The sequence below is a fragment of the Kitasatospora sp. NBC_01302 genome (genome assembly GCF_035976515.1).
Lineage (GTDB): Bacteria > Actinomycetota > Actinomycetes > Streptomycetales > Streptomycetaceae > Kitasatospora.
Window position 1 is genome coordinate 6,648,553 of sequence record NZ_CP108404.1, and the last position, 23,184, is coordinate 6,671,736.

General features: G+C 71.3%; 23 protein-coding genes and 1 riboswitch. Of the genes, 12 read left to right on the top strand and 11 right to left on the bottom strand.

Annotation, left to right across the window (positions count from 1 at the left end; all coding sequences use genetic code 11):
* The first annotated feature begins 115 nt into the window (after window positions 1-115).
* The 3 genes from OG294_RS29195 (at window position 116) to OG294_RS29205 (ending at window position 3,163) form a co-directional block, all read left to right on the top strand.
* Window positions 116-1,045: an NADP-dependent oxidoreductase gene (locus OG294_RS29195; RefSeq protein ID WP_327069530.1), complete on the top strand. Its 930-nt coding sequence runs from the start codon at window positions 116-118 to the stop codon at window positions 1,043-1,045.
* A 106-nt stretch (window positions 1,046-1,151) separates the two neighbouring features.
* Window positions 1,152-1,622: an Lrp/AsnC family transcriptional regulator gene (locus OG294_RS29200; RefSeq protein WP_391442861.1), complete on the top strand. Its 471-nt coding sequence runs from the start codon at window positions 1,152-1,154 to the stop codon at window positions 1,620-1,622.
* A gap of 170 nt (window positions 1,623-1,792) precedes the next feature.
* Window positions 1,793-3,163 (top strand): pyridoxal phosphate-dependent decarboxylase family protein, encoded by a 1,371-nt coding sequence (locus OG294_RS29205; protein WP_327069531.1) that lies wholly within the window; start codon window positions 1,793-1,795, stop codon window positions 3,161-3,163.
* Between the two features lie 3 nt (window positions 3,164-3,166).
* Here OG294_RS29205 and OG294_RS29210 read toward each other — a convergent pair whose 3' ends face one another.
* Complete coding sequence (locus OG294_RS29210; protein ID WP_327069532.1) at window positions 3,167-4,048, bottom strand: GNAT family N-acetyltransferase; 882 nt, start codon at window positions 4,046-4,048, stop codon at window positions 3,167-3,169.
* 235 nt (window positions 4,049-4,283) lie between these two features.
* Here OG294_RS29210 and erpA point away from each other — a divergent pair, with 235 nt between their 5' ends.
* Entirely contained in the window at window positions 4,284-4,637 is a 354-nt protein-coding gene (gene erpA / locus OG294_RS29215; protein ID WP_035850108.1) for an iron-sulfur cluster insertion protein ErpA, read from the top strand.
* A gap of 95 nt (window positions 4,638-4,732) precedes the next feature.
* On the opposite strand, the gene OG294_RS29220 is transcribed toward erpA, so the two are convergent.
* The gene (locus OG294_RS29220; RefSeq protein ID WP_327069533.1) at window positions 4,733-5,464 is read right to left on the bottom strand and encodes a hypothetical protein; all 732 of its coding nucleotides are present in this window, start codon (window positions 5,462-5,464) and stop codon (window positions 4,733-4,735) included.
* A gap of 138 nt (window positions 5,465-5,602) precedes the next feature.
* Complete coding sequence (locus OG294_RS29225; RefSeq protein ID WP_327069534.1) at window positions 5,603-5,842, bottom strand: hypothetical protein; 240 nt, start codon at window positions 5,840-5,842, stop codon at window positions 5,603-5,605.
* Window positions 5,843-6,077: 235 nt separating this feature from the next.
* Between OG294_RS29225 and OG294_RS29230 the strand changes: the two genes are divergently transcribed.
* On the top strand, window positions 6,078-7,052 hold the full coding sequence (locus tag OG294_RS29230) for a carbohydrate kinase family protein (RefSeq protein ID WP_327069535.1): 975 nt from the start codon (window positions 6,078-6,080) through the stop codon (window positions 7,050-7,052).
* Between the two features lie 29 nt (window positions 7,053-7,081).
* On the opposite strand, the gene OG294_RS29235 is transcribed toward OG294_RS29230, so the two are convergent.
* Complete coding sequence (locus tag OG294_RS29235) at window positions 7,082-8,497, bottom strand: cysteine desulfurase/sulfurtransferase TusA family protein (RefSeq protein ID WP_327069536.1); 1,416 nt, start codon at window positions 8,495-8,497, stop codon at window positions 7,082-7,084.
* Window positions 8,498-8,848: 351 nt separating this feature from the next.
* On the opposite strand from OG294_RS29235, the gene ctaC reads away from it, so the two are divergent.
* The 4 genes from ctaC to OG294_RS29255 all read left to right on the top strand — a co-directional run bounded on the left by ctaC (window position 8,849) and on the right by OG294_RS29255 (window position 13,401).
* Window positions 8,849-9,703 carry an aa3-type cytochrome oxidase subunit II gene (gene ctaC, locus OG294_RS29240; RefSeq protein WP_327069537.1) on the top strand — a complete coding sequence of 285 codons (855 nt, stop codon included), beginning with the start codon at window positions 8,849-8,851 and terminating at the stop codon, window positions 9,701-9,703.
* The gene (gene ctaD, locus OG294_RS29245) at window positions 9,700-11,481 is read left to right on the top strand and encodes an aa3-type cytochrome oxidase subunit I (protein WP_327069538.1); all 1,782 of its coding nucleotides are present in this window, start codon (window positions 9,700-9,702) and stop codon (window positions 11,479-11,481) included. The genes ctaC and ctaD overlap by 4 nt, the downstream gene beginning before the upstream one ends.
* Window positions 11,481-11,897: a cytochrome c oxidase subunit 4 gene (locus OG294_RS29250; protein WP_327069539.1), complete on the top strand. Its 417-nt coding sequence runs from the start codon at window positions 11,481-11,483 to the stop codon at window positions 11,895-11,897. The genes ctaD and OG294_RS29250 overlap by 1 nt, the downstream gene beginning before the upstream one ends.
* A 280-nt stretch (window positions 11,898-12,177) precedes the next feature.
* Entirely contained in the window at window positions 12,178-13,401 is a 1,224-nt protein-coding gene (locus OG294_RS29255) for a L,D-transpeptidase (RefSeq protein ID WP_327069540.1), read from the top strand.
* 24 nt (window positions 13,402-13,425) lie between these two features.
* Here the strand turns inward: OG294_RS29255 and OG294_RS29260 are convergent, their stop codons facing one another.
* The 5 genes from OG294_RS29260 to ctaE form a co-directional block, all read right to left on the bottom strand.
* Window positions 13,426-13,812, bottom strand: a complete 387-nt coding sequence (locus OG294_RS29260; protein ID WP_327069541.1) for a GntR family transcriptional regulator — start codon at window positions 13,810-13,812, stop codon at window positions 13,426-13,428.
* A gap of 128 nt (window positions 13,813-13,940) precedes the next feature.
* Window positions 13,941-15,596 carry a cytochrome bc1 complex cytochrome b subunit gene (qcrB, locus tag OG294_RS29265; protein ID WP_327069542.1) on the bottom strand — a complete coding sequence of 552 codons (1,656 nt, stop codon included), beginning with the start codon at window positions 15,594-15,596 and terminating at the stop codon, window positions 13,941-13,943.
* A complete protein-coding gene (gene qcrA / locus OG294_RS29270) occupies window positions 15,593-16,687 on the bottom strand; it encodes a cytochrome bc1 complex Rieske iron-sulfur subunit (protein WP_442789240.1) in 1,095 nt (364 codons plus the stop codon). The genes qcrB and qcrA overlap by 4 nt, the downstream gene beginning before the upstream one ends.
* Window positions 16,684-17,493: a cytochrome bc1 complex diheme cytochrome c subunit gene (gene qcrC, locus OG294_RS29275; RefSeq protein ID WP_327069544.1), complete on the bottom strand. Its 810-nt coding sequence runs from the start codon at window positions 17,491-17,493 to the stop codon at window positions 16,684-16,686. Before qcrC ends, qcrA begins: the two co-directional genes overlap by 4 nt.
* Before the next feature lie 138 nt (window positions 17,494-17,631).
* Window positions 17,632-18,252: an aa3-type cytochrome oxidase subunit III gene (ctaE, locus tag OG294_RS29280; RefSeq protein ID WP_327069545.1), complete on the bottom strand. Its 621-nt coding sequence runs from the start codon at window positions 18,250-18,252 to the stop codon at window positions 17,632-17,634.
* 457 nt (window positions 18,253-18,709) lie between these two features.
* Between ctaE and OG294_RS29285 the strand changes: the two genes are divergently transcribed.
* The 3 genes from OG294_RS29285 to OG294_RS29295 all read left to right on the top strand — a co-directional run bounded on the left by OG294_RS29285 (window position 18,710) and on the right by OG294_RS29295 (window position 22,006).
* A complete protein-coding gene (locus tag OG294_RS29285; protein WP_327069546.1) occupies window positions 18,710-19,135 on the top strand; it encodes a hypothetical protein in 426 nt (141 codons plus the stop codon).
* A gap of 152 nt (window positions 19,136-19,287) precedes the next feature.
* Complete coding sequence (gene trpD, locus OG294_RS29290) at window positions 19,288-20,361, top strand: anthranilate phosphoribosyltransferase (RefSeq protein ID WP_327069547.1); 1,074 nt, start codon at window positions 19,288-19,290, stop codon at window positions 20,359-20,361.
* Between the two features lie 113 nt (window positions 20,362-20,474).
* Window positions 20,475-20,594, top strand: a riboswitch (SAM riboswitch).
* 50 nt (window positions 20,595-20,644) lie between these two features.
* Window positions 20,645-22,006 (top strand): aminotransferase class V-fold PLP-dependent enzyme, encoded by a 1,362-nt coding sequence (locus tag OG294_RS29295; protein WP_327069548.1) that lies wholly within the window; start codon window positions 20,645-20,647, stop codon window positions 22,004-22,006.
* Window positions 22,007-22,015: 9 nt separating this feature from the next.
* On the opposite strand, the gene OG294_RS29300 is transcribed toward OG294_RS29295, so the two are convergent.
* Window positions 22,016-22,297 (bottom strand): Lrp/AsnC family transcriptional regulator, encoded by a 282-nt coding sequence (locus OG294_RS29300; RefSeq protein WP_327069549.1) that lies wholly within the window; start codon window positions 22,295-22,297, stop codon window positions 22,016-22,018.
* On the bottom strand, window positions 22,294-23,118 hold the full coding sequence (locus OG294_RS29305) for a rhomboid family intramembrane serine protease (protein WP_327069550.1): 825 nt from the start codon (window positions 23,116-23,118) through the stop codon (window positions 22,294-22,296). The genes OG294_RS29300 and OG294_RS29305 overlap by 4 nt, the downstream gene beginning before the upstream one ends.
* Window positions 23,119-23,184: the final 66 nt, after the last annotated feature.

The window sequence follows — 23,184 nt, forward strand, 5'->3', positions numbered from 1 at the left end:
AATGTGACACGAACGACTCGACGCGATGTCCGACTCCTTTCGGCCCTGCGTGTGGACCTGACGCAACGTCGGCGCGGAGCTGCCGATCCGGCGGACGAGCGTGTTTCCTAGGGGCATGAAGGCAATCGCGATCAACAGGTACGGCGGCCCCGAGGTCGTCGAGTACGTCGAGCTGCCCGATCCCAAGGTGGCTCCCGACACGGTCCTGGTCCGGGTCAGGGCGGCAGGGGTGAACCCGGTCGACTGGCAGGTCCGCGAGGGCCGCCTGGAGCCCGTGATGGACGCGCACTTCCCGCTGATCCTGGGCTGGGACGTGGCCGGCGTGGTCGAGCGGGTGGGTGCCGCGGTCACCGAGTACCGGGTCGGCGACGAGGTGATGGGCTACGTGCGCAAGGACGCCATCCAGCACGGCACCTACGCCGAGCTGGTCGCGGCCCCGGTGCGGACCCTGGCGCGCAAGCCCGCCGCGCTCGGCTGGGCGCAGGCCGCCGGGCTCCCACTGGCCGGGCTGACCGCCTACCAGGGCCTGGTCCACGCGCTGGCGGTCGGCGCCGGCGACACGCTGCTGATCCACGCGGCGGCCGGCGGGGTCGGCGGCCTGGCCACCCAGATCGCGGTGGCCCGCGGCGCCCGGGTGATCGGCACCGCGAGCGCGCACAACCACGACTACCTGCGCTCGCTGGGCGCCGAGCCGGTGAGCTACGGCGAGGGCCTGGTGGAGCGGGTGCGCGCGCTGGCGCCCGACGGCGTGGACGCGGCCTTCGCCCTGGTCGGCGGCGCGGAGGCGCTGGAGTCCTCCCGTGCGCTGGTCAAGGACCCGGCCAGGATCGTCTCGATCGTCGACCCCGAGGTGATGGCCGTCGGCGGCCGGCTGGTCTTCGTGCGCCCGGACGCCGCGGACCTCGCGGCCCTGGGCGAGCTGGCCGAGAGCGGCCGGCTGACCGTCACCGTCGCCTCGACCTTCCCGCTGGCCCAGGCCGCCTCCGCACAGCTCCTGATCGCCGAGGGGCGGACCCGGGGCAAGATCGTGCTGCTGGTTTCCTGACCGGGCTCGCCGGTGGACTGATCACCGGCGACCGGGAGAATGGTTCGGTAGCCCCACCTGACGGCACCCCCACCTGTCAGCCCCGAGCCTGGAGACCCCGCACCGCATGAGCGAGCAGAGCGACCGATTCAGAGCGTCCGGGGGCGTCGTGCTCGACGAGACCGATCGCCTGCTCCTGGCCCACCTGGGCCGGGACGGGCGGGCCTCGTACGCCGAGATCGGCCTGCTCGCCAACCTCTCCGCCACCGCCGTGCGCCGCCGGATCGACCGGCTGCGCTCGCGCGGCGTGGTGCGCGGCTTCACCGTGGTGCTCGACCCCGAGGTGCTCGGCTGGCAGACCGAGGCCTTCGTGGAGATCTACTGCCGCGAGCGCACCGCTCCCGAGGAGATCCTGGCCAGCCTGCGCCAGTTCGCCGAGGTGGTCGCCGCCTGGACGGTCACCGGCGACCCGGACGCGCTCGTCCATCTGCGTGCCGCCGACACCCGGCACCTGGAGGCCGTCATCGAACGGATCCGGCGTGAGCCCGGCGTGCAGCGCAGCCGCAGCTCGGTGGTGCTGTCGCAGCTGATCGGCTAGCCGGAGCCCTCGCCGGTGCCCGCGCAGGAATCCTGCGCGACCCGGGTCGAACACGCTCGAAAGCTGCCTGAACCGGCGCATTCGGACGCGCGGGCGCTCCGCTCCGCTGCCTAGGCTGATCTTCAGATCTGAGCCGAAGATCAGAGCAGTCAGAGCCCGAGGAGCCCCCCGTGTCCGCAGCCGTCCCGCACCGCATGCACCAGCCCGACAACGACCTGGTCGACCTGGTCTTCGGCTACATGCGCGAGCGCCTGCAGTACGACCCGGTGCCGCTGGACCACCCCGGGGACGGCGAGCAGCTGCGGGCCCACCTGGCCGGCCTGCTGAACGAGCGCGGCAACGCCCCCGCCGACGTGCTCAAGCTCTACGACCACGAGCTGTCCCGCGCGGTGATCTCCGCCGACAGCCCGCGCTACCTCTCCTTCATCCCGTGCGCGCCGACCAAGGCCGCGCTGCTCTTCGACATGGTGGTCTCCTGCGCCTCGCTGCAGGGCATCTCCTGGCTGGAGGCGGCCGGCGCGATCGCGGCCGAGAACCAGGTGCTGCGCCTGATAGCCGACCGGGCCGGGCTGCCGCAGACGGCCGGCGGCACCTTCGTCTCGGGCGGCTCGGCGGGCAACCTCTCCGCACTGGTGGTGGCCCGCGACGCGGCCCGCCGCAGGCTGGGCGTCGGACCGGAGGCCCGGCTGCGGGTCGCGGTGGCCGACCAGGTGCACTCCTCGGTCAAGAACACCTTCAACATCATCGGCGTCGAGGCCTTCAAGGTCCCCACCGTGGACCGCCGCTTCACCGGCGAGGCGCTGCGCGCCGCCCTGGCGGCCGACCCGAACCCGGAGACGGTGATCGCGGTGGTCGGCACCGCCGGCACCACCAACGAGGGCATCATCGACGACCTGCAGGGCCTGTCCGAGGTGACCCGCGAGCGCGGCCTGTGGTTCCACGTGGACGGCGCCTACGGCGGCGCGGGCCTCTTCGCCCCCTCGGTGCGCGAGCGCTACAACGGCATCGAGCACGCCGACTCCTTCGTGGTCGACCCGCACAAGTGGCTCTTCGCGCCCTTCGACTGCGCCGCGCTGATCTACCGCGAGCCGCGCCTGGCCAAGGCCGTGCACACCCAGGACGCGGGCTACCTGGACGTGCTGCACCACGAGGGCGACGAGTGGAACCCCACCGACTACGCCTACCACCTGACCCGCCGGGCCCGTGGCCTGCCGCTCTGGTTCTCGCTCGCGGTGCACGGCACCCAGGCCTACACCGACGCGATCGAGGCCGGCCTCACGCTGGCCCGGGAGACTGCGGAAACGATTCGCCGCACCGAGCACCTGGAGCTGCTGCACGACCCGCAGCTGTCCGCCGTCTGCTTCCGCCGCACCGGCTGGACCGAGCAGGACTACTACGCCTGGTCGCAGCGGCTGCTCGCCGACCAGATCGGCTTCGTCACCCCGACCGGCTGGGACGGCGAGACGGTCGCCCGGTTCGCCTTCCTGCACCCGGGCACCACGATGGAGATGGTCCAGGAGATCCTGGACACGATGGTCTGACGCTCACAGGAAGGCCCCGCTGGGCAGGTAGGGCACCGGCGGCCGCATCCCGCGCAGCGCGAGGCAGCCGCTGTTCGTCAGGCTCAGCCCCAGCTCCAGGCCGACGTCCACCGCCCACTCCTGCTCGGCGGTGAGGAACCCCACCGTGGCCCCGGTGTCCTCGGGCACCCGGGCCAGCGCCTCGCGCAGCAGCCGCACCGCCAGCCGTTTCGAGGTGGCCGCCAGCAGCTCGACGCTGCCGCCCAGCCGGTAGCAGTAGCCGCTGCCGAACACGGTGTCGGCCACCAGCAGTTCGTCGTAGTGCGCGAGCATCAGCCGGTGGTCCGGGCCGTGGGCGGTGCCGCGCAGCCGGCGGTCGATCGAGTCCACCAGCTCCAGGTGGGTCGCGTTGCCCGGGTGCACCGGGATGCTGCCGGGGTCCAGCAGGCCGGCCCGGTCGACCGGGCCGGTCAGCCGCATGGTCGGGTGCAGGCTGAAGCCGGCCTTGCGGTAGCGGCGGGCGGCCGCCGGGTCGGCGGAGACGGTGGTCATGCCGCGCAGGCAGGCCCGGCCGTGCTCGGCGGCCCGCTCCAGCAGCAGCCGGCCCACCCCCTTGCCCTGGAACTCGGGCAGCACCGCGGTCAGCGCGAGGATCCACATGCCCTCGCGGCGCATCGAGAGCGCGAAGCCGATCGCCCGCCCGTCCTGCTCGGCCAGCCAGCAGCCCTGCGGGTCGGTGCCGGCCAGGTGCCTGGTGCGCGCCTGGTGCCGGGCGATCTGGGCCGGGGTCGGCGCCGGCCCGGCCCCGGTGCCCTCGGCGCCACCCAGCGCGCCGAAGGCCTCGGCCGCGATCAGTCGGACGGTCTCGGCGTCCGCGCGGCTGTCGCGGATCTGACGCAGGATCATCCGTCCATCTTCCCGGTTCGCCGTGGCTGTCCGCGGCTGCTTGCGGGCATCCGACCAGCACCGTCGGGGCTCCGCCCGGCCGAGCGCTCGGTGACCGCCCCGGGCGCGGTGTGCGAGCATGGATGGACGGAGCGCGGACCACCGTCCGCGGATCGGACCCACTGCCCGGAATCAATCCGGGCGGCCGCTGGTTGGCACTGGCGGCAGTATGTCGTCATAGACCGGGAGTAAGCAGATGACCGTCCAGGACGAGACCACCGTCGAGAGTGGTCTGCTCCTTACCGATGCCGCTGCGGCCAAGGTGAAGGGCCTGCTGGATCAGGAAGGCCGCGACGACCTCGCGCTCCGCGTCGCCGTGCAGCCCGGTGGCTGCTCCGGCCTGCGGTACCAGCTCTTCTTCGACGAGCGCTCGCTCGACGGCGACGTCGTCAAGGACTTCAACGGCGTCAAGGTCGTCACCGACCGGATGAGCGCCCCCTACCTCGGCGGTGCCACGGTGGACTTCGTGGACACGATCGAGAAGCAGGGCTTCACCATCGACAACCCGAACGCCACCGGCTCCTGCGCCTGCGGCGACTCGTTCAGCTAGTTCCTGACGACGGCGGCGGCCCCGGAGTCCTTCCGGGGCCGCCGCCGTCGTGTTCGGCCGCCGCCGTCGTGTTCGGGGCCGGTACGCCCCCGCGGTCAGTTGCTCGCGCTGACCGGGCCGCCGTTGGGCGCCGACTCCAGCGGCACGTCCGCCCCGGTGGAGGAGAGCACCGTGCGGCCCTGCAGCGGCTGGGCGAGGTCCGTGGTCACGCCCTGCTGCTTGACCAGGTCCGGGCAGTTCTGCCCGGCCGGCGGCTTCTGGGTGATCACCACCTGCACGGTGACCTGGCCCGCCTTGCTCTCGTCCGCCTTCAGGCCGTACTTGTCGCAGACGCCGCCGAAGAAGAAGATCGTCAGCTGGTTGCCCTTGGCCAGGTAGCTGGACGGCTTCAGCTGCGCCTGCGGGTCCACCGGCAGCGGGGTGACGGGCGACGGGGCGCCGCCGCCCGGCGTGGTCGGCTGGGCGGGGGCCGGGGTGCCCGGGGCCGACTTGATGGGCGCGCTGGGCGTCGGGTTGCCGGCCGGGGCGCTGGGCTGGGCCGAACCGGGCGCCGTGGTCGTACCAGCGCCGGCCGAGCCGCCGGCGGAGGGCGTCGGGCTGGCGGAGCCACTGGCGGAACCGCTGGGCGACCCGGTCGCCGACGCGCCGGTGCTGCTCGCGGCAGCGGTGTTCTTGGCGCTCCCGTCGCTGTTGCAGGCACTGACCGTCGCGGCGAGCGAGAGCAGCAGGGCGGCGGCTGCCAGACTCCGCCGCCGGCGCCCGAGCGGCCCGTTCGAGCGGGGCGCCGCGCGGTGGTGGAGCTGCTCGGCGGTGGTGTTCTCGTCCATGGTGCGACGTCCTCCAGAGGTCTGCGGATCCCTACGGCAGCGTTGGCTGCGCGGATGTGACGTGGCACGGCGGGATCCGGTTCCGCTGGGCTGACGCGGACGGGTCAGGAGGAGAGGAGGGGGCGGCTGGGGCCTGTCCTAGACCCCGTACTCGGCCATCCCCGCGACCAGCGCGCGGGTGCGGGCGGGCACCGTGATCGGTCCGCCCGGTGCGCCGCCGGGCTCCTCGCCCCCGGCCAGCAACGGCCAGAAGGCGCCGAGCCGGCGCGAGGAGTCCACCAGCTCGTCGAGGGTGTCGGTGTCCGCCTCGCCCAGGAGGCCATCGGCCTCGCCCTGTCGTACTCGGCGGGCCTGGACGGGGGAGTGGCTGGCAAGCATCGGTGACTTCCGATCCACGGGGGCGCTTGGACACGCGGCCTGGGCCCGGTCGCGCGCGGGCGGGAGGCGTATGACGAGCCTCACGTTCGCGACCCTAGGCCGCCGCCGCGAATCGGGCCATACCTACCCACAGGTAGTCCCCCGGACGGGAGCGCGGCCGTTACGACCTTTGACCGTGGTGCTGCCGGGTACCGTAAGGGGGTTCACCTGCCGCCCCCAACCGAGGAGCCCAGTCGTGCGCATCGCCGTCGCCGGTTCGATCGCCACCGACCATCTGATGACCTTTCCGGGTCGTATCACGGACCAGCTGGTCGCCGACCGTCTGCACGCGGTATCGCTCTCCTTCCTGGTCGACACCCTGGACATCCGTCGCGGCGGGGTCGCCCCGAACATCACCTTCGGCATGGGCCTGCTCGGGCTGCGCCCGGTGCTGGTGGGCGCGGCCGGCGCGGACTTCGAGGAGTACCGGGCCTGGCTGGAGCGGCACAACGTGGACACCGAGTCGGTGCACATCTCGCAGACGCGGCACACCGCCCGCTTCATGTGCACCACGGACGAGGACCACAACCAGATCGCCTCGTTCTACACCGGCGCGATGGCCGAGGCGCGCAACATCGAGCTGAAGCCGGTGGCCGACCGGGTCGGCGGCCTGGACCTGGTGCTGATCGGCGCGGACGACCCGCAGGCGATGATCCGCCACACCCAGGAGTGCCGCACCCGCGGCTACGCCTTCGCCGCCGACCCCTCGCAGCAGCTGGCCCGGCTGGACGGCGACGACATCCGCGAGATCGTGGACGGCGCCGCCTACCTGTTCACCAACGAGTACGAGGCCGGGCTGATCGAGTCGAAGACCGGCTGGTCGGCCGCCGAGGTGCTGGACCGGGTCGGCATCCGGGTCACCACGCTGGGCAGCAAGGGCGTGCGGATCGACCGCAAGGGCGAGCCGTCGCTGACCGTCGGGTGCGTCCCCGAGCTGAAGAAGGCCGACCCGACCGGCGTCGGTGACGGCTTCCGGGCCGGCTTCCTGGCGGGCCTGTCCTGGGACCTGGGCCTGGAGCGGGCCGCCCAGATCGGCTGCGCGCTGGCCACCCTGGTGATCGAGACCGTCGGCACCCAGGAGTACGAGCTGCGCACCGGCCACTTCCTGGAGCGCTTCGCCGCCGCCTACGGCGAGGCCGCCGCGGCCGAGGTGCGCGCCAAGCTCGCCTGAGCTCCACCGGCCGCCGGGCCGGCGGCGGGTCAGCCGACCCGCCGCACCCGGTAGGCGAAGCCCCGGTCCGCCCCGTAGGCGCTGGCCGGGGCTTCGCCTTCGTACGTCTGTTCGCGCATGTCGCACCAGGCCGGGATGTCGAGCCGGGCGGCCTCGTCGTCGGCCAGCACCACCACCAGGCCGCCGGGCGGCACCTCGCCGATCCGCTTGGCCAGCTCGATCACCGGCAGCGGGCAGCGCTTGCCCAGTGCGTCGACGACCAGCTCCGCGGGCGCATCGGCGGCCGGCACCGCCAGGTCCAGCCCCAGCGGCGCCCGTACGGCGGCGACCACCTCGGGCAGCACCGCGAGGAAGCGGTCCACCTGGGCCCCGGTCGTCCCGGTCGGCAGCGAGAGTCGCACGTTGCCCTCGGTCAGCACGCCCATCGCGGCCAGCACGTGACTGGGGGTCAAGGTGCTGGAGGTGCAGGAGGAACCCGAGGAGACCGCGATGCCCGCCCGGTCCAGCTCGGTCAGCAGCACCTCGCCGTCCACGTAGAGGCAGGAGAAGGTGACCAGGTGCGGCAGCCGGCGCACCGGATCGCCGACCACCTCGACCTCCGGCACCAGCTGCGGCACCCGGGTCCTGATCCGCTCCACCAGCGCGTGCAGCCGGTCGTTCTCGGCCGCGGCCTCGGCCCGCACCGCGCGCAGCGCGGCGGCGGCCGCCACGATGGCCGGCACGTTGACGTAGCCCGGCACCCGTCCGCTCTCCCGCTCGTCGGCGGGCAGTGCGGAGCGGAACCTGACGCCCTTGCGCACCGCGAGCACCCCGACCCCGGCCGGGCCGCCCCACTTGTGCGCGCTGGCCGTCAGCAGCGACCAGCCCGCGGGCGCCGGGAGCCGCCCGATGCTCTGCGCGGCGTCCACCAGCAGCGGCACCTCGCCGGGCGAGGCGCGCAGCAGTTCGGCCACCTCGGCCACCGGCTGCACCGTGCCGACCTCGTGGTTGGCCGACTGCAGCACCGCCAGCGCGGTGTCCGGCCGCACCGCGGCGGCGAAGCGATCGGCGGCCACCCGCCCGCCGCGGTCCACCGGGACCACCGAGACCTCGCCGCCCTCGGCCGCGTGGCCCTCGGCGGTGTGCAGCACGCTGGAGTGCTCCACGGCCGAGTGCACCAGGTGACGGCCTGTCCGGCGCCGCCCGCGCAGCGCGCCGAGCATGCCCAGCTGCACCGCCTGGGTCCCGCTGCCGGTGAAGGAGACCTCGTCGGGGCGGGCGCCGATCAGCTCGGCCACCGTCTCCCGGGCCGCGTCCAGCAGCAGCCGGGCCTGCCGGCCCGAGCGGTAGAGCCGGGCCGGATCGCCCCAGCCCTCGTCCAGCGCGGCGGTCAGCGCCTGCCGGGCCACGGGGTGCAGCGGGGCGGTGGAGGCCACATCGAAATACAGGGGCTCGGTCGACGGCATGCCCGACACCGTACCGGGGCCTCACGCCCCGTCAGCCGATCACCCCGCGGGGCGGCATTTTGTCCGCTTCGTCCGCGCCCGACGGACCGTCACCCGGTCGTCGTATGGCCGTCCCCCGATCGGGTGTACGGAGCCCGAAAGTCCACCATGACCTGCGAATCCACGCCTGCCGGGGCTGATCGGGTAGCGGGGCGGCGCGTTACCGGGACCTGCTCGTCAGGTCCGCATAAGGCTGGAGTAGGGTTTGGCCCGCATAAGCATTCAAACCGTGCCCGTGGACGGGTCGCCGGGGAGGCTCACAGTACTCCCGGGGGCGGCGCGATCGCGGGCGAGACTTCGGGAAGGCGCTACGTGAGTCCCAACGGCTCCGACCGCTCGCCGCGGCGCACGATGCGGCGGAAGCTGCCTCAGGCGCTGGCACTGGGCCTCGTCATCGCGACCGCTACCGGCTGCTCGGCCAATGACCTGCCCAGGCTTGGCCTCCCCAGCCCTGTGACCACGACTGGACACCTCGTCCTTCAGATGTGGCAGGGGTCCTGGATCGCGGCGCTGGTGGTCGGCGTACTGATGTGGGGTCTGATCATCTGGAGTGTGATCTTCCACCGCCGCAGCCGCACCGGCATCGAGATCCCTCCGCAGACCCGGTACAACGTGCCCATCGAGGCGCTCTACACCGCGGTCCCCATCGTTATCGTCTCGGTCCTCTTCTACTTCGTCGCGCGCGACGAGGCGAAGCTGACCCAGGTCTCCGCCAAGCCGCAGCACTACGTCAACGTGGTGGGCTTCCAGTGGAGCTGGGCGTTCAACTACGAGAACACCGAGACCCCGGACCCGACCAGCCAGACCGCCGCGTACGACGTGGGCACCCCCAGCCAGATCCCGACGCTGTGGCTGCCGGTCGACGAGTCGGTCCAGTTCCGGTTGACCTCCCGTGACGTGATCCACGACTTCTGGCCCGTCAACTTCATGATGAAGATGGACGTCGTGCCGGGCGTGGTGAACAAGTTCGAGGTCACGCCCACCGTCATCGGCGAGTACGACGGCAAGTGTGCGGAACTCTGCGGTGTGGACCACTCCCGGATGCTCTTCAAGGTGAAGGTCGTCAGCCATGACGACTACGTGAAGCACCTGCAGCAGCTGCGGGCCAGCGGCCAGGCCGGCGCGGTGCCTTCGGGCATCACGAGCATGGGAAGTGAAACGAAGTGACGATCCTCAACGAACCCGCCGCGGCCGGCGGGGCACCTGGGGGCACCGCCAGGGCCGGCGCGGCCCCGCGCACCCGCAAGCCGGGCGCCACCATCATCAAGTGGCTGACCACCACCGACCACAAGACGATCGGGACGCTGTACCTCGGTACCTCGTTCGCGTTCTTCCTGATCGGTGGCATCCTGGCGCTCGTCATGCGCGCCCAGCTGGCGCAGCCGGACGGCAAGATCCTGTCGAACGAGCAGTTCAACCAGGCGTTCACGATGCACGGCACGATCATGCTGCTGATGTTCGCGACGCCGCTGTTCGCCGGTTTCACCAACTGGATCATGCCGCTGCAGATCGGCGCACCGGACGTCGCCTTCCCGCGACTGAACATGTTCGCCTACTGGCTGTACCTGTTCGGCTCGACCATCGCGGTCGGCGGCTTCCTCACCCCGCAGGGCGCGGCCGACTTCGGTTGGTTCGCCTACTCGCCGCTGTCGGACGCGGTCCGCTCGCCGGGTGTCGGCGCCGACATGTGGATCATGGGTCTGGCCTTCTCCGGCTTCGGCACCATCCTCGGCGCGGTCAACTTCATCACCACCGTCATCTGCATGCGCGCCCCTGGCATGACGATGTTCCGGATGTCCATCTTCGTGTGGAACGTCCTGCTCACCTCGGTGCTGGTGCTGCTGGCCTTCCCGGTGCTCGCCGCCGCGCTCTTCGCGCTGGAAGTCGACCGTAAATTCGGGGCACATATCTTCGACCCGAACAACGGTGGAGCACTGCTCTGGCAACACCTCTTCTGGTTCTTCGGCCACCCAGAGGTGTACATCATCGCGCTGCCGTTCTTCGGCATCATCTCGGAGATCATCCCGGTCTTCTCCCGCAAGCCGATGTTCGGCTACTCGGGTCTGATCGCGGCCACCATCGGCATCGCCGGTCTCTCCGTGACGGTGTGGGCCCACCACATGTACGTCACCGGGCAGGTCCTGCTGCCGTTCTTCTCCTTCATGACCTTCCTGATCGCGGTCCCCACCGGTGTGAAGTTCTTCAACTGGGTCGGCACCATGTGGAAGGGCTCGCTGAGCTTCGAGACCCCGATGCTCTGGACGGTCGGCTTCCTGGTCACCTTCCTCTTCGGCGGTCTGACCGGTGTGCTGCTCGCCTCCCCGCCGATCGACTTCCACGTCTCGGACTCGTACTTCGTCGTCGCCCACTTCCACTACGTGGTCTTCGGCACCGTCGTCTTCGCGATGTTCGCCGGCTTCCACTTCTGGTGGCCGAAGATGACCGGCAAGATGCTGGACGAGCGCCTCGGCAAGATCACCTTCTGGACGCTGTTCATCGGCTTCCACACCACCTTCCTGGTGCAGCACTGGCTGGGTGCCGAGGGCATGCCGCGTCGCTACGCCACCTACCTGGCGTCGGACGGCTTCACCACGCTGAACGTGGTCTCGTCCATCGGCTCCTTCCTGCTGGGCATGTCGATCCTGCCGTTCCTCTACAACGTCTGGAAGACCGCCAAGTACGGCGAGAAGGTCGAGGTCGACGACCCGTGGGGTTACGGCCGCTCGCTGGAGTGGGCCACCTCGTGCCCGCCGCCGCGGCACAACTTCCTCACCCTGCCGCGGATCCGCTCCGAATCCCCGGCGTTCGACCTGCACCACCCGGACATCGCCGCGCTCGACTACCTGGAGCTGCACGGCCACCTGGCCAAGCACCTGGAGGGCGTCGTCCCGGCCGAGTACGACAACCCGCAGCTGAGCAAGGGCAAGAAGGAGGGCGACGCCTGATGAAGGAGCAGGGCAAGATCTTCGCGGGCTTCGCCGCCTTCATTCTGATCATGGCAGTGGTCTACGGCGTGTGGACCACGCACAGCTCCCACGGCACGGAGGCGGCCGGTACCACCGCGCTCTTCCTGGCCTTCGGCCTGTGCGCCTTCATCGCCTTCTACCTGGGCTTCACCGCCCGCCGGGTGGACCTGGGCGCCGGTGACAACCCCGAGGCCGAGGTCTCGGACGACGCCGGTGAGATGGGCTTCTTCGCCCCGCACAGCTGGCAGCCGCTGTCGCTGGCCATCGGTGGCGCGCTCGCGTTCTGCGGTGTCATCTTCGGCTGGTGGCTGATGTTCTGGGCCGCTCCGATGATCATGATCGGCCTGTTCGGCTGGGTCTTCGAGTTCTACCGCGGCGAGAACCAGAACCAGTAGGTTCCAGGTCTCGGCACGCACACGGCGGGCTCCCTCCTCGGAGGGGGCCCGCCGTTTCGTTTCGCGCCCGGGGCGACCGGGCGCCTCTTCTGTTGGTCCGGGCGGGTGCTGCCGTCACCCGCCCGGGCTCAGTGGGGTGCGGGCGGGCCGTTCAGATGCGGTGATGTTCCTACCATCTGATGCATCATCCGAACCCCAGGAGGCTCCGGTGGCCCGCAGATGCGCGGTAGGGGGGCAGAGCCCGAAGGTCAGGTTCGCTGGCCGGGCAGCCCTCTGGTTGTTGGCCGTCACCCCCCTGGTGCTCGGCCCGCTCACGGCCTGTTCGGCCGGCGGCTCGGCGAGCAGCGGCGGCCCGCCGCGGGTGGTCGACGCCGCCCACCTGGTGCACAGCTCGGCCGGGGCGGGTGCCGAACCCGGCAAGCCGTTCACGGTCAGCGCGGACAGCGGCGACCGGGTCACCGACGTCACGCTCAGCGGCCCGGACGGGCGCGTGCTGGCCGGGAGCCTGGACCCCGACGGGCGCACCTGGCACAGCGCCACCCCGCTGGCGCCCGCCACCCACTACACGGCACGGATCGCCGCCGTGGACGCGGAGGGCGGCCGGGGCGAGACCACCCAGGACTTCACCACCAAGCCCGCCGACCGGCTGCTCAACGCGACCCTGGGCCCCGACCTCGGCCGGCAGGTCTACGGCGTCGGCGAGCCGCTCACGGTGAAGCTCTCCGAGGAGGTCAAGGACCCGGCCGCCCGGCGGCAGGTGGAGAGCGCGCTCACCGTGGTCTCCGAACCGGCGGTGACCGGCGGCTGGTACTGGGTCGACGGCAAGAACCTGCACTTCCGGCCGAAGGACTACTGGCCGGCCAACACCAAGGTCAAGCTGACCTACGACGCCGACGGCCGGCAGATCGACGGCGGGCTGTACGGCGGCCCCACCGCCAGCGTCTCGTTCAGCACCGGCGACCGGGTGGAGGCGGTGGTCGACGCGGCCAGCGACGAGCTCACCTTCAAGCGCAACGGCGAGGTGGTCAACACCATCCCGGTGACCACCGGCAAGCCGGGCTTCGACACCCGCAACGGCATCAAGGTGGTGCTCGGCCAGGAGCGGGAGGTGCAGATGAGCAGCGAGACCATCGGCATCGCCAAGGGCAGCAGCGAGGCCTACGACCTCAAGGTCGAGTGGGCCACCCGGGTGACCTGGAGCGGGGAGTACGTGCACGCGGCGCCCTGGTCGGTGGCCTCGCAGGGCGTGGAGAACGTCAGCCACGGCTGCACCGGCATGAGTACCGACAACGCCAGGTGGTTCTACAACCAGGTCCGGGTGGGCGACATCGTCGAGGTGGTCAACAGCAGGGGCCACGACATGGAGCCGTTCGGCAACGGCTTCGGCGACTGGAACCTGAGCTGGGACGACTGGCTCAAGGGCAGTGCGATGGGCCGGCCGCTGAACACCGTGGCCACGCCCCCGGTGCCGAAGGCGGCGGCCACCCTGCGCCCCCAGGTCTGAGCCGCCGGCGTCCCCCTGGGCGGGTCAGGACGACCCGGACGACGATGCCCCGTAGACGAGGTCCAGCGCGCCGTACACGGCCGCCTGGGCCTCGTCCCGCGTGACGCCCAGGCGGTGGGCCCGGGCGGCGTACTCGGTGGCGGCGTCGGCGGCCAGCCGGTGCGCGGTGTCCCCGGTGGCGGCCACCAGGGTGCCGCGGCGGCCGTGCGTCTCCACCACGCCGTCCGCCTCCAGCTCCCGGTACGCGCGCGCCACCGTGTTGGCGGCCAGCCCCAGCTGCTCGGCCAGCGCGCGCACGGTGGGCAGCCGCAGCCCGGCCGCCAGCACACCGGTCCTGGCCTGCTCGGCGATCTGCGCGCGCAGCTGCTCGTAGGGCGGTGTGGCGACGGCGTGGTCGATGCTCACCTGCACGGGGCGGGTCTCCTCGGTTCTCCTGGGCTGATGGTGCGTCACCCATTGTGCCGCCCCCACGCCAAGGGCCCCGACCGGCAGCGCCGGTCGGGGCCCTCAGGTGGCTGACGCGTTGTCAGAGCAGGGGATCAGTGGTGGCCGTGGCCGCTGGTGATCTCCTTGTGCTCCTCGGGAGTCGGCTTGGGGATCTGGTTGCCCTCGCCGAAGTAGCCCTCGGAGAGCTTGGCGCGGGTCTTGGTCGCCAGGCCGACCTTGCGGGCGACACCGTTCTCGTCGACCTCGGCCGGCAGCTCGACCGGCTCGTACTGCTCGTGCGAGGTGAGCGTGTGGAGCGTGCCCTGCGGGAGCTGGGCGTGCACCTCGATGAACTCACCGTGCGGCAGCCGCTTGATGACGCCGGTCTCGCGACCGTGCAGCACCTTCTCCTTGTCCCGGCGCTGCAGGCCCAGGCACCAGCGCTTGGTCACGAAGAAGACCACCACCGGGACGACGAACGAACCGATCCGCACGAAGTACGTGATGTCGTTCAGCGACAGGTGGAAGTGCGTGGCGATCAGGTCGTTGCCACCGCCGGAGAGCAGCACCAGGTAGAGGCTGATCCAGGCGGCACCCAGCGCGGTACGCACCGGGGCGTTGCGCGGGCGGTCCAGGATGTGGTGCTCGCGCTTGTCGCCGGTGATCCAGCCCTCGATGAAGGGGTAGACGGCGATGGCGGCCAGCACCAGCGGGAAGAGCATCAGCGGGATGAAGACACCCAGGTTCAGGGTGTGGCCCCAGGCCCGGATCTCCCAGCCCGGCATGACACGGATCAGACCCTCGGCGAAGCCCATGTACCAGTCGGGCTGGGCGTCGGTGGAGACCTGGTCCGGACGGTACGGGCCGTAGGCCCAGACCGGGTTGACCGAGGCGATCGCGGACATCGCCGCGATGATGCCGAAGACGAGGAAGAAGAAACCGCCGGCCTTGGCCATGTAGACCGGCATGAGCGGCATGCCGACCACGTTCTTCTCGGTCTTGCCCGGGCCCGCCCACTGGGTGTGCTTGTGGTAGAAGACCAGGATCAGGTGCGCCACCAGCAGGCCGAGCATGATGCCCGGGATCAGCAGCACGTGGATCGTGAAGAACCGCGGCACGATGTCGGTCCCCGGGAACTCCCCGCCGAACAGGAAGAACGAGATGTAGGTACCGACCAGCGGGACGGCCAGGATGGCGCCCTCCATGAACCGGATACCGGTGCCGGAGAGCAGGTCGTCGGGGAGCGAGTACCCGAGGAAGCCGTCGAAGAAGCCCAGGAAGAGCAGCAGGAAGCCGAACAGCCAGTTGATCTCGCGGGGCTTGCGGAACGCGCCGGTGAAGAAGACGCGCATCATGTGCACGAACATCGCGGCGACGAACACGATCGCGGCCCAGTGGTGGATCTGCCGGATCAGCAGACCGCCGCGGACCTCGAAGCTGATGTTCAGCGTGGAGGCGTAGGCCTCCGAGACCCGGATGCCGTCCAACGGCGAGTACGAGCCGTTGTAGATGACCTCGCCCATGCTGGGCTTGAAGAAGAGCGTCAGGTAGACGCCCGTCAGGATGATGATGATGAAGCTGTAGAGGCAGATCTCACCGAGCATGAAGGACCAGTGGTCCGGGAAGATCTTCCGCAGGTTGGCCTTGGCCAGGGAGTAGATCCCCAGCCGGCCGTCCACCCAGTCGGCTGCGGCCTCCGCCTTGTTGGCGGGCTTGTCGCGCGTGCTGGCCGGTGCGGCCTGCTTCGCGCTAGTCGACGCGGAACTCATTCGCTGCGCTCCCAGAAGCTCGGACCGACGGGGTGCTCGAAGCCGCCGGGGGCTACCAGGTAGCCGGAGGCATCGGTGACGATCTTCAGCTGCGGCAGGGGGTGCCCGGCCGGGCCGAAGATAACGCGCGCGCCGTCCGACAGGTCGAAGGTCGACTGGTGGCAGGGGCAGAGCGCGTGGTGGGTCTGCTGCTCGTACAGCGAGATCGGGCAACCGACGTGGGTGCAGATCTTGGAGTACGCCAGCACACCCTCGAAGCCCAGGGCGGCCGAGTCGGCGTCCTTGATGTCGTTCGGCTGGATGCGGATCAGCATCAGCGCGTCCTTGGCGATGGCCTCCTGGAAGTCCTCGTCGGACTCCTGCAGACCGGCCGGACGCAGCGCGGACGGGCCGGGCTTGGCGAACGTCAGCGAGCCGACCGCGATGTCCTCGGCCTTCATCGGCTCGTTGGTGTTCATGTTGACCAGCCGGATCGGAGCGTTCGGCGTGGCCTCGTTCCAACCCGTGACGTCGAGCTTCTTCTCGGGCAGCGGGCCGAGGTCGCGCAGCAGCATCACGCCGGAGAGCGGCACCAGGGCCATGGACCCGATCAGGGTGTTGCGGATCATCTTGCGGCGGCCGAAGCCGGACTCGGCGGCGCCGGTCTTGAACTGCTCGATGACGTCCGCGCGGGTCTCGTCGTCGGCCTCGATCGCGTGGCGCTCGGCCGGCAGCTCGACGTCCGACATCAGGGTGCGGGCCCAGTGGACCGCGCCCGCGCCGATGCAGAACAGCGCCACACCCAGGGTCATACCGAGCGCGAAGTTCAGCGCGCTGATGTGGCCCAGCGGGAAGATGTAGACGATCCGGTCGGCGTCGATGCTGACGTAGCTGGCGATGAAACCGACGGTCGCCAGCATCGAGACGATGAAGAGCAGCGACACCTGGCGCTCGGCCCGCTTGGCGGCCCGCTCGTCGATGTCGGTCCGCCGCGGCTCGTGGGGCGGCAGCCCCGGGTCCGCGAACGGGTTGTCGGCAACGGCGGCTTCGCCGTGCCCTTCGCCGGCGGCGTGCGCCTGCGGCAGCTTGTCGTCTGACATGTCGTGGCTCATGACTTCTTGGCCTTGGTGGTGTGAGCGGCGACCCAGATCGCGATCGCGATCAGGACACCGAGACCGAAGATCCAGCCGAACAGACCCTCGGTCACCGGACCGAGGCTGCCGAGCGAGAGACCACCGGGGTTGGGCGCCTCGTTCGCCTGGTAGCGGACGAAGGCCACGATCTCCTGCTTCTGCTTCTCCGGCATGGTGGTGTCGGGGAAGGAGGGCATGTTCTGCGGGCCGGTCTGCATGGCCTCGTAGATGTGCTTCGGGTCGACGTTCTCCAGCGAGGGCGCGAACTTACCCTGCGTCAGGGCACCGCCGGCACCGGCGAAGTTGTGGCACTGCGAGCAGTTCGTCCGGAACAGCTCGCCACCCTTGGAGATCGCGTCCGTCTCGGTGGAGGTGTACTGGTCCTTGGTCGGCGTCACCGGGCCGGGGCCCAGCGAGGCGACGAAGGCGGCCATCGCGTCGATGTCGCTCTGGCTGTAGATGTTCTTCTTCTTCGGGATCTGCGCACCCGGCTGCTGGGCGGGCATGCGGCCGGTGCCGACCTGGAAGTCGACGGCGGCGGAGCCCACGCCCACCAGGCTGGGGCCGGTGCTGCTGCCCTCGCCGTTGAGGCCGTGGCACGAGGAGCAGCCCACGGCGAAGAGCCGCTTGCCCTCATCGATCGCGAGCGACTGCGCGGAGCTGTCGGCCTGCGCGTTCTCGGCGGGCGCGAACTCGGCGTACAGCCCCCCGATGGCCGCGAGGGCGAAGAGTAGGACGACCAGCGCCGCCAGTGGGTGGCGCCGTCGTGCGGAGAGCTTTTTCACGAGATAACCCCGGTGTCAGGATCTGGTCGACTGGTGGAGGGGCCCGGTGCCGGTAGGCATCGGCAAAGGCGGGCACGGGCAAAGGACCCGGAGCCGGTGAGGGCACGGGGTCCGGCCGGCGGCCAGCGACCTGATCGGTTACTTGATCAGGTAGATGGTCGCGAAGAGGCCGATCCAGACCACGTCGACGAAGTGCCAGTAGTACGACACGACGATCGCCGCGGTGGCCTGCTCATGCGTGAACCGCTTGGCAGCGTAGGTCCGCCCCAGCACCAGCAGGAAGGCGATCAGACCGCCCGTCACGTGGAGCCCGTGGAAGCCGGTGGTCAGGTAGAACACCGAACCGTACGGGTCGGAGGAGAGCGAGATGCCGTCCTTCTTCACCAGGTTGGTGTACTCGTAGATCTGACCCCCGATGAAGATCGCCCCCATCATGAAGGTGATCGAGAACCACGTGCGGAGCTTCTTGACGTCACCGCGCTCGGCAGCGAACACGCCGAGCTGGCAGGTGAGCGAGGAGAGCACCAGGATCGTGGTGTTCACGGAGGAGAAGGGGACGTTGAGGGCATGCGCCTTCTCGGCCCAGAAGTCTGGTCCCTTCACGGAGCGAGCCGTGAAGTACATCGCGAAGAGGGCCGCGAAGAACATCAGCTCGGAACTCAGCCAGACGATGGTTCCGACACTGGTCATGTTCGGTCGGTTGACCGATCCATGAGCGTGCCCGGTTTCTGTTGCTGTTGCTGTCGCCACGACCGACATTATGTCGGTCCCTTATTCCGTCTTCACGCCGGGGGGTCTCCCTCGGAGTGTCCGGTGCGTGCGGTATGCCCGGATGGCTGCGCCGGTGGCCGTGCGTATCCGGTGCGCGCCGGTTGACGAGGGGTTTCGTCGTGCGGATGGTGATTTTCTGACGGCGCGTTGGGCCGGACCACCCGGGTGCCACGCGTGTCCTGACGGCCAGCGGGGCACCGGTGGCGTACCGCTGTGGGCCGTCCGGGTGGACTGTACCGCCGAGGGTGACGCGGTCTCGCCCGGGCGGGTGACAGCTTGCCACCCGCCCGGCGGGCCGCCCGCCCGGGCCGGCCCGACCGGCCCGGCGGGCGGCGCCGGCGGGCCGGATCCGGAAGAGATCGCGCCAGTCGCGCCCCGCGGGGGGTGATCGGGAGTAGCATCCGGTGGTGACTGGACGTGGTCTGGATCACATGGGAGCAGGTCGATGGCGACGCACACGAGTGACGAGACGCTCACCGTTCTCGTCTACAGCGATGACCGCAACACCCGCGCGCAGGTCACCTCGGCGCTCGGCCGGCGGCCGGCCGCCGACCTGCCGGAGGTTACGTACCTGGAGTGCGCCACGGTCCCCGCCGTGCTGCGCGCGCTGGAGAAGGGCGGCGTGGACCTCTGCCTCTTCGACGGCGAGGCAGTGCCGGCCGGCGGACTGGGGCTGGCCCGCCAGGTGAAGGACGAGATCTACGGCTGCCCGCCGGTGCTGGTGCTGATCGGCCGCCCGCAGGACACCTGGCTGGCGGCCTGGAGCCGGGCGGACGCGGCGATCTCGCAGCCGGTCGACCCGGTGGCACTGGCCGAGACGGTGGCCACCCTGCTCCGCGCCCGTCTGGGCGCGCGCAGCCTGGCGCGCTGAGCGTTCCGCCTCCTGGACGGCCGGCGCCGCCGGCCGCCGGCCGGTGTCTCACGAGCAGAGAAGGGCCGTCGCGGGTGCCGCGGCGGCCCTTCGCCGGTCGATAGGCTGGCTGCATCCCCGTAACGAGCACCGGATGCGAGCTGGAGTCGGCCATGGTGAATGTGAACCCTGCGAACGGCGGTCAGGACCCCGCGCAGGTGGTCCGCACCTGGCCGGACCTGCTGAACGCGCTGCTGACCGGCCAGGACCTGACCCAGGCGGACGCCGCCTGGGCGATGGACCGGATCATGAGCGGCGAGGCCAGCCCGGCCCAGGTGGCCGGCTTTGTGGTGGCGCTGCGGGCCAAGGGCGAGACGGTGGCCGAGGTCTGCGGCCTGGTCGAGGCGATGTACGCGCACGCCGAGCCGCTGCACATCCCCGGCCCCGCGGTGGACATCGTCGGCACCGGCGGCGACCGGGCCAAGACCGTCAACATCTCCACCATGTCGGCCATCGTCGCGGCGGCGGCCGGCGCCAAGGTGGTCAAGCACGGGAACCGGGCGGCCTCGTCCGCCAGCGGCTCCTCCGACGTGCTGGAGCGGCTCGGGATCCGGTTGGACCTGAGCGCCCGGCGGGTCGCCGAGGTGGCCGAGGAGGTCGGCCTCACCTTCTGCTTCGCGGCCACCTTCCACCCGGCGATGCGGCACGCCGCCCCGGCCCGCCGCGACCTCGGGGTGGCCACCGCCTTCAACATCCTGGGTCCGCTGACCAACCCGGCCCGCGTCACCGCGCACGCGGTCGGCTGCTTCGACACCCGGCTGGCCGGCCTGATCGCCGGGGTGCTCGCCGAGCGCGGCTCCTCCGCACTGGTGTTCCGGGGTGACGACGGGCTGGACGAGCTGACGGTCTGCGCCACCTCGCGGGTCTGGGTGGTGCGCGGGGGCCGGGTCACCGAGACCGTCCTCGACCCGCGCAAGCTGGGCATCGAGCTGGTCGGCATCGAGGCGCTGCGCGGGGCGGACGCCGAGTACAACGCCGCGGTGGCGCGCCGGGTGCTGGCCGGGGAGCAGGGGCCGGTGCGCGACGCCGTGGTGCTCAATTCGGCAGCCGCGCTGGTCGCCCTGGAGCTGACCGACGCGCCGCTGGTCGAGCAGCTGGCCGCGGCGATGCGGCGCACCACCGCGGCCATCGACTCGGGCGCCGCGCAGGACACCCTCAAGCGCTGGGCGGAGGCCACCGCGCACTGACCCGGCGTCAGTTCCACGAGACCCGCGGGCCGCTGGCCTGCGGGTCTCATGTGTGTCCGGATGCCGGGACGGTGTTTGACCGCACTTCGGGAGCTGATCTAAAGTCTTCGCCAGGTCATGAGTGACAGCGCGACAAGCCCCAGCTTGCTGTCCGGCAACCCTCCGTCCGTGGCGGGGTGCCCTGGGTGAAGACCAGGCCAGACGGCGACAGGTCCGTGTGGCAAGCGCGGACCACCGGCATATTCGCACTCCCGGGGTCCTGACTCCGAAGGAGTGCATCCTCATGCCGTCTTCCCTCGATCTCTGCGCCCCCCTCGCCGTGCTCGGCGCCGACGTCCAGGTCCCGCTGGTCTCCGGCGAGAAGGTGGGCTACGCCGCGCTCGACTACGCCGCCAGCTCGCCCGCGCTGCAGCGGGTCTGGGACGAGGTGGCCGCCTACGCCCCGTACTACGGCAGCGTGCACCGCGGCGCCGGCTACCTCTCGCAGCTCTCCACCGACCTGTTCGAGCAGAGCCGGCGCACCGTCGCGGACTTCCTGGACCTGCGCGAGGACGACCAGGTGGTCTTCACCCGGGCCACCACCGACTCGCTCAACCTGCTGGCGGGCGCCCTGCCGGCCGGCACCCGGGTCTTCGCCTTCGAGACCGAGCACCACGCCTCGCTGCTGCCCTGGCGCCAGGCCGGCCTGGCGGTCAGCTACCTGCGCGCCCCGAGCTCGCCCGAGCAGGCCGTCGCCGCGCTGGCCGAGGCGCTGGCCGCCGGCAGCCCCGCCGAGCCCCGCCTGTTCTGCGTCACCGGTGCCTCCAACGTCACCGGCGAGCTGTGGCCGGTGGCCGAGCTGACCCGGGTGGCGCACCGGCACGGCGCCCGCGTGGTGCTGGACGCCGCGCAGCTGGCCCCGCACCACCGGGTCTCGGTGCGCGAGCTGGACGTCGACTGGGTCGCCTTCTCCGGCCACAAGCTCTACGCCCCGTTCGGCGCGGGTGTGCTGGCCGGGCGCAGCGACTGGCTGGACGCGGCCGAGCCGTACCTGGCGGGCGGCGGCGCGAGCCGCACGGTGGCCCGTGAGGTGGACGGCTCGGTGGCCGTCGAGTGGCACCAGGGCCCGGCCCGGCACGAGGCCGGTTCGCCCAACGTGATCGGTGCCTACGCCATCGCCGCGGCCTGCCGGGCGCTGACCGAGGCCGGTTTCGAGGCGCTGCAGGAGCGCGAGCAGTACCTGATCGACCGGCTGACGGCCGGCCTGGCCGAGATCCCCGAGGTCCGGGTGCTCAGCCTGTTCGGCCCCGCGGCGGCGCGGGTCGGCGTGCTCTCCTTCGTCGTGCAGGGCTGGAACAGCTCGCACTTCTCGGCGGCGCTGTCGGCCGAGTACGGCATCGGGGTGCGCGACGGGCTCTTCTGCGCCCACCCCCTGGTGCGCACCCTGCTGGGCAGTGAGCAGGCCGCCCCGTCCGAGTGCGGGGCGCCCGAGCCCTCGCTGCCCGGCGAGCGCAGCCTGAACGCGATCCGGGTCAGCTTCGGGGCCGGCACGCCCGAGGAGCACATCGACCGCTTCCTGGCCGCCGTGCGCGAGCTGGTCAGCGACGGCGCCCGCTGGAACTACCGCAACGAGGGCGGCCGCTGCGTCGCCGACACCCGGCGCTGAGAGGTGCCGTCAGCCGTCCAGGCCGAGCGCGAAGGCGGCCTCCAGGTCGTGCTGCGAGTAGGTGCGGAAGGCGATCTGGGTCTCGGTGTGCGCGACCCCGGGCACCTTGTTGAGGCGTCCGGGGATCACCTCGGCCAGGTCGTCGTGCCGGCGCACCCGCACCATCGCGACCAGGTCGTAGCCGCCGGTCACCGAGTAGACCTCGCTGACCCCGTCGATCGCGGCGATCGCCTCGGCGATCTCGGGGATCCGGTCGACGCTGGTCTTGATGAGCACGATGGCGGTGATCACGGCGAGGCTCCTGGGCTGGGGGTCCCCCCGGGGGAAGGCTGGGGGAGCGTGGGGCCAGGGTATCCGGCGCGCCTGCCCAGCACCCACAAGGCCAGGAACCCCGCGCTGAAGCCGATCACATGGGCCAGATAGGCGACCCCGGGCCCGGCCTGGTGCACCGACCACCACTGGACGGCGAACCAGAGGCCGAGCACCAGCCAGGCCGGGAAGCGCAGCGGCAGGAAGAAGAGCAGCGGGACCAGCGCGGTCACCCGGGCCCGCGGGTACAGGCGCAGGTAGCCGCCGAGCACCCCGGCGATCGCGCCCGAGGCACCGACCAGCGGGCGCAGCGACTCGGTGCCGTGCCCGCAGGCGGCCGCGTAGCCGTAGGCGGCCAGCGCGCCGACCGTCAGGTAGAAGAGGAGGAAGCGGACTCGGCCCAGCCGTTCCTCGACGTCGGCGCCGAAGACATAGAGGAAGAGCATGTTGCCCAGCAGGTGCAGCCATCCGCCGTGCACGAAGAGCGAGCTGAGCGCGGAGAGCGCCGGGATCTTGTGCGGGGTGGTCAGCAGCGGGCAGCCGCTCACCGGCGCGGTCAGCGTGGCCAGCCGGCCCTGGGTCAGCGGACGGTTGCTCAGCAGCTCGACGGGGATCGCGCCCCAGCGCTGCTGGTAGTGCTGCGCCGCGCAGGCCCGCACGGCGGCGCCGGTGCCGTAGTGCGGGTTGATGCCGCTGGGGCCGGCCAGGAAGACCAGGCAGTTCAGCGCGATGAGCAGGCAGGTGACGACCGGGACCGGACCGCCGTCGGGGGGCTGGGCCCAGGCGGGCCGGGGGAGCGGCATGCGGCGATGCATTCCGCGCCGGGCGGTCGGCGACACCCGCGCTGTACGGCGAGCGGGTGACGGCCC

What these genes read in the sequence shown, in the direction of transcription:
- OG294_RS29210 (WP_327069532.1), bottom strand. Translation starts at nt 4,048, where the DNA reads ATGATCCTGCGTCAGATCCGCGACAGCCGCGCGGACGCCGAGACCGTC.
- OG294_RS29305 (WP_327069550.1), bottom strand. Translation starts at nt 23,118, where the DNA reads ATGCCGCTCCCCCGGCCCGCCTGGGCCCAGCCCCCCGACGGCGGTCCG.
- erpA (WP_035850108.1), top strand. Translation starts at nt 4,284, where the DNA reads ATGACCGTCCAGGACGAGACCACCGTCGAGAGTGGTCTGCTCCTTACC.
- OG294_RS29285 (WP_327069546.1), top strand. Translation starts at nt 18,710, where the DNA reads ATGGCGACGCACACGAGTGACGAGACGCTCACCGTTCTCGTCTACAGC.
- trpD (WP_327069547.1), top strand. Translation starts at nt 19,288, where the DNA reads ATGGTGAATGTGAACCCTGCGAACGGCGGTCAGGACCCCGCGCAGGTG.
- qcrA (WP_442789240.1), bottom strand. Translation starts at nt 16,687, where the DNA reads ATGAGCCACGACATGTCAGACGACAAGCTGCCGCAGGCGCACGCCGCC.
- OG294_RS29250 (WP_327069539.1), top strand. Translation starts at nt 11,481, where the DNA reads ATGAAGGAGCAGGGCAAGATCTTCGCGGGCTTCGCCGCCTTCATTCTG.
- qcrB (WP_327069542.1), bottom strand. Translation starts at nt 15,596, where the DNA reads ATGAGTTCCGCGTCGACTAGCGCGAAGCAGGCCGCACCGGCCAGCACG.
- OG294_RS29220 (WP_327069533.1), bottom strand. Translation starts at nt 5,464, where the DNA reads ATGGACGAGAACACCACCGCCGAGCAGCTCCACCACCGCGCGGCGCCC.
- OG294_RS29195 (WP_327069530.1), top strand. Translation starts at nt 116, where the DNA reads ATGAAGGCAATCGCGATCAACAGGTACGGCGGCCCCGAGGTCGTCGAG.
- OG294_RS29235 (WP_327069536.1), bottom strand. Translation starts at nt 8,497, where the DNA reads ATGCCGTCGACCGAGCCCCTGTATTTCGATGTGGCCTCCACCGCCCCG.
- OG294_RS29295 (WP_327069548.1), top strand. Translation starts at nt 20,645, where the DNA reads ATGCCGTCTTCCCTCGATCTCTGCGCCCCCCTCGCCGTGCTCGGCGCC.
- OG294_RS29225 (WP_327069534.1), bottom strand. Translation starts at nt 5,842, where the DNA reads ATGCTTGCCAGCCACTCCCCCGTCCAGGCCCGCCGAGTACGACAGGGC.
- ctaE (WP_327069545.1), bottom strand. Translation starts at nt 18,252, where the DNA reads ATGTCGGTCGTGGCGACAGCAACAGCAACAGAAACCGGGCACGCTCAT.
- OG294_RS29200 (WP_391442861.1), top strand. Translation starts at nt 1,152, where the DNA reads ATGAGCGAGCAGAGCGACCGATTCAGAGCGTCCGGGGGCGTCGTGCTC.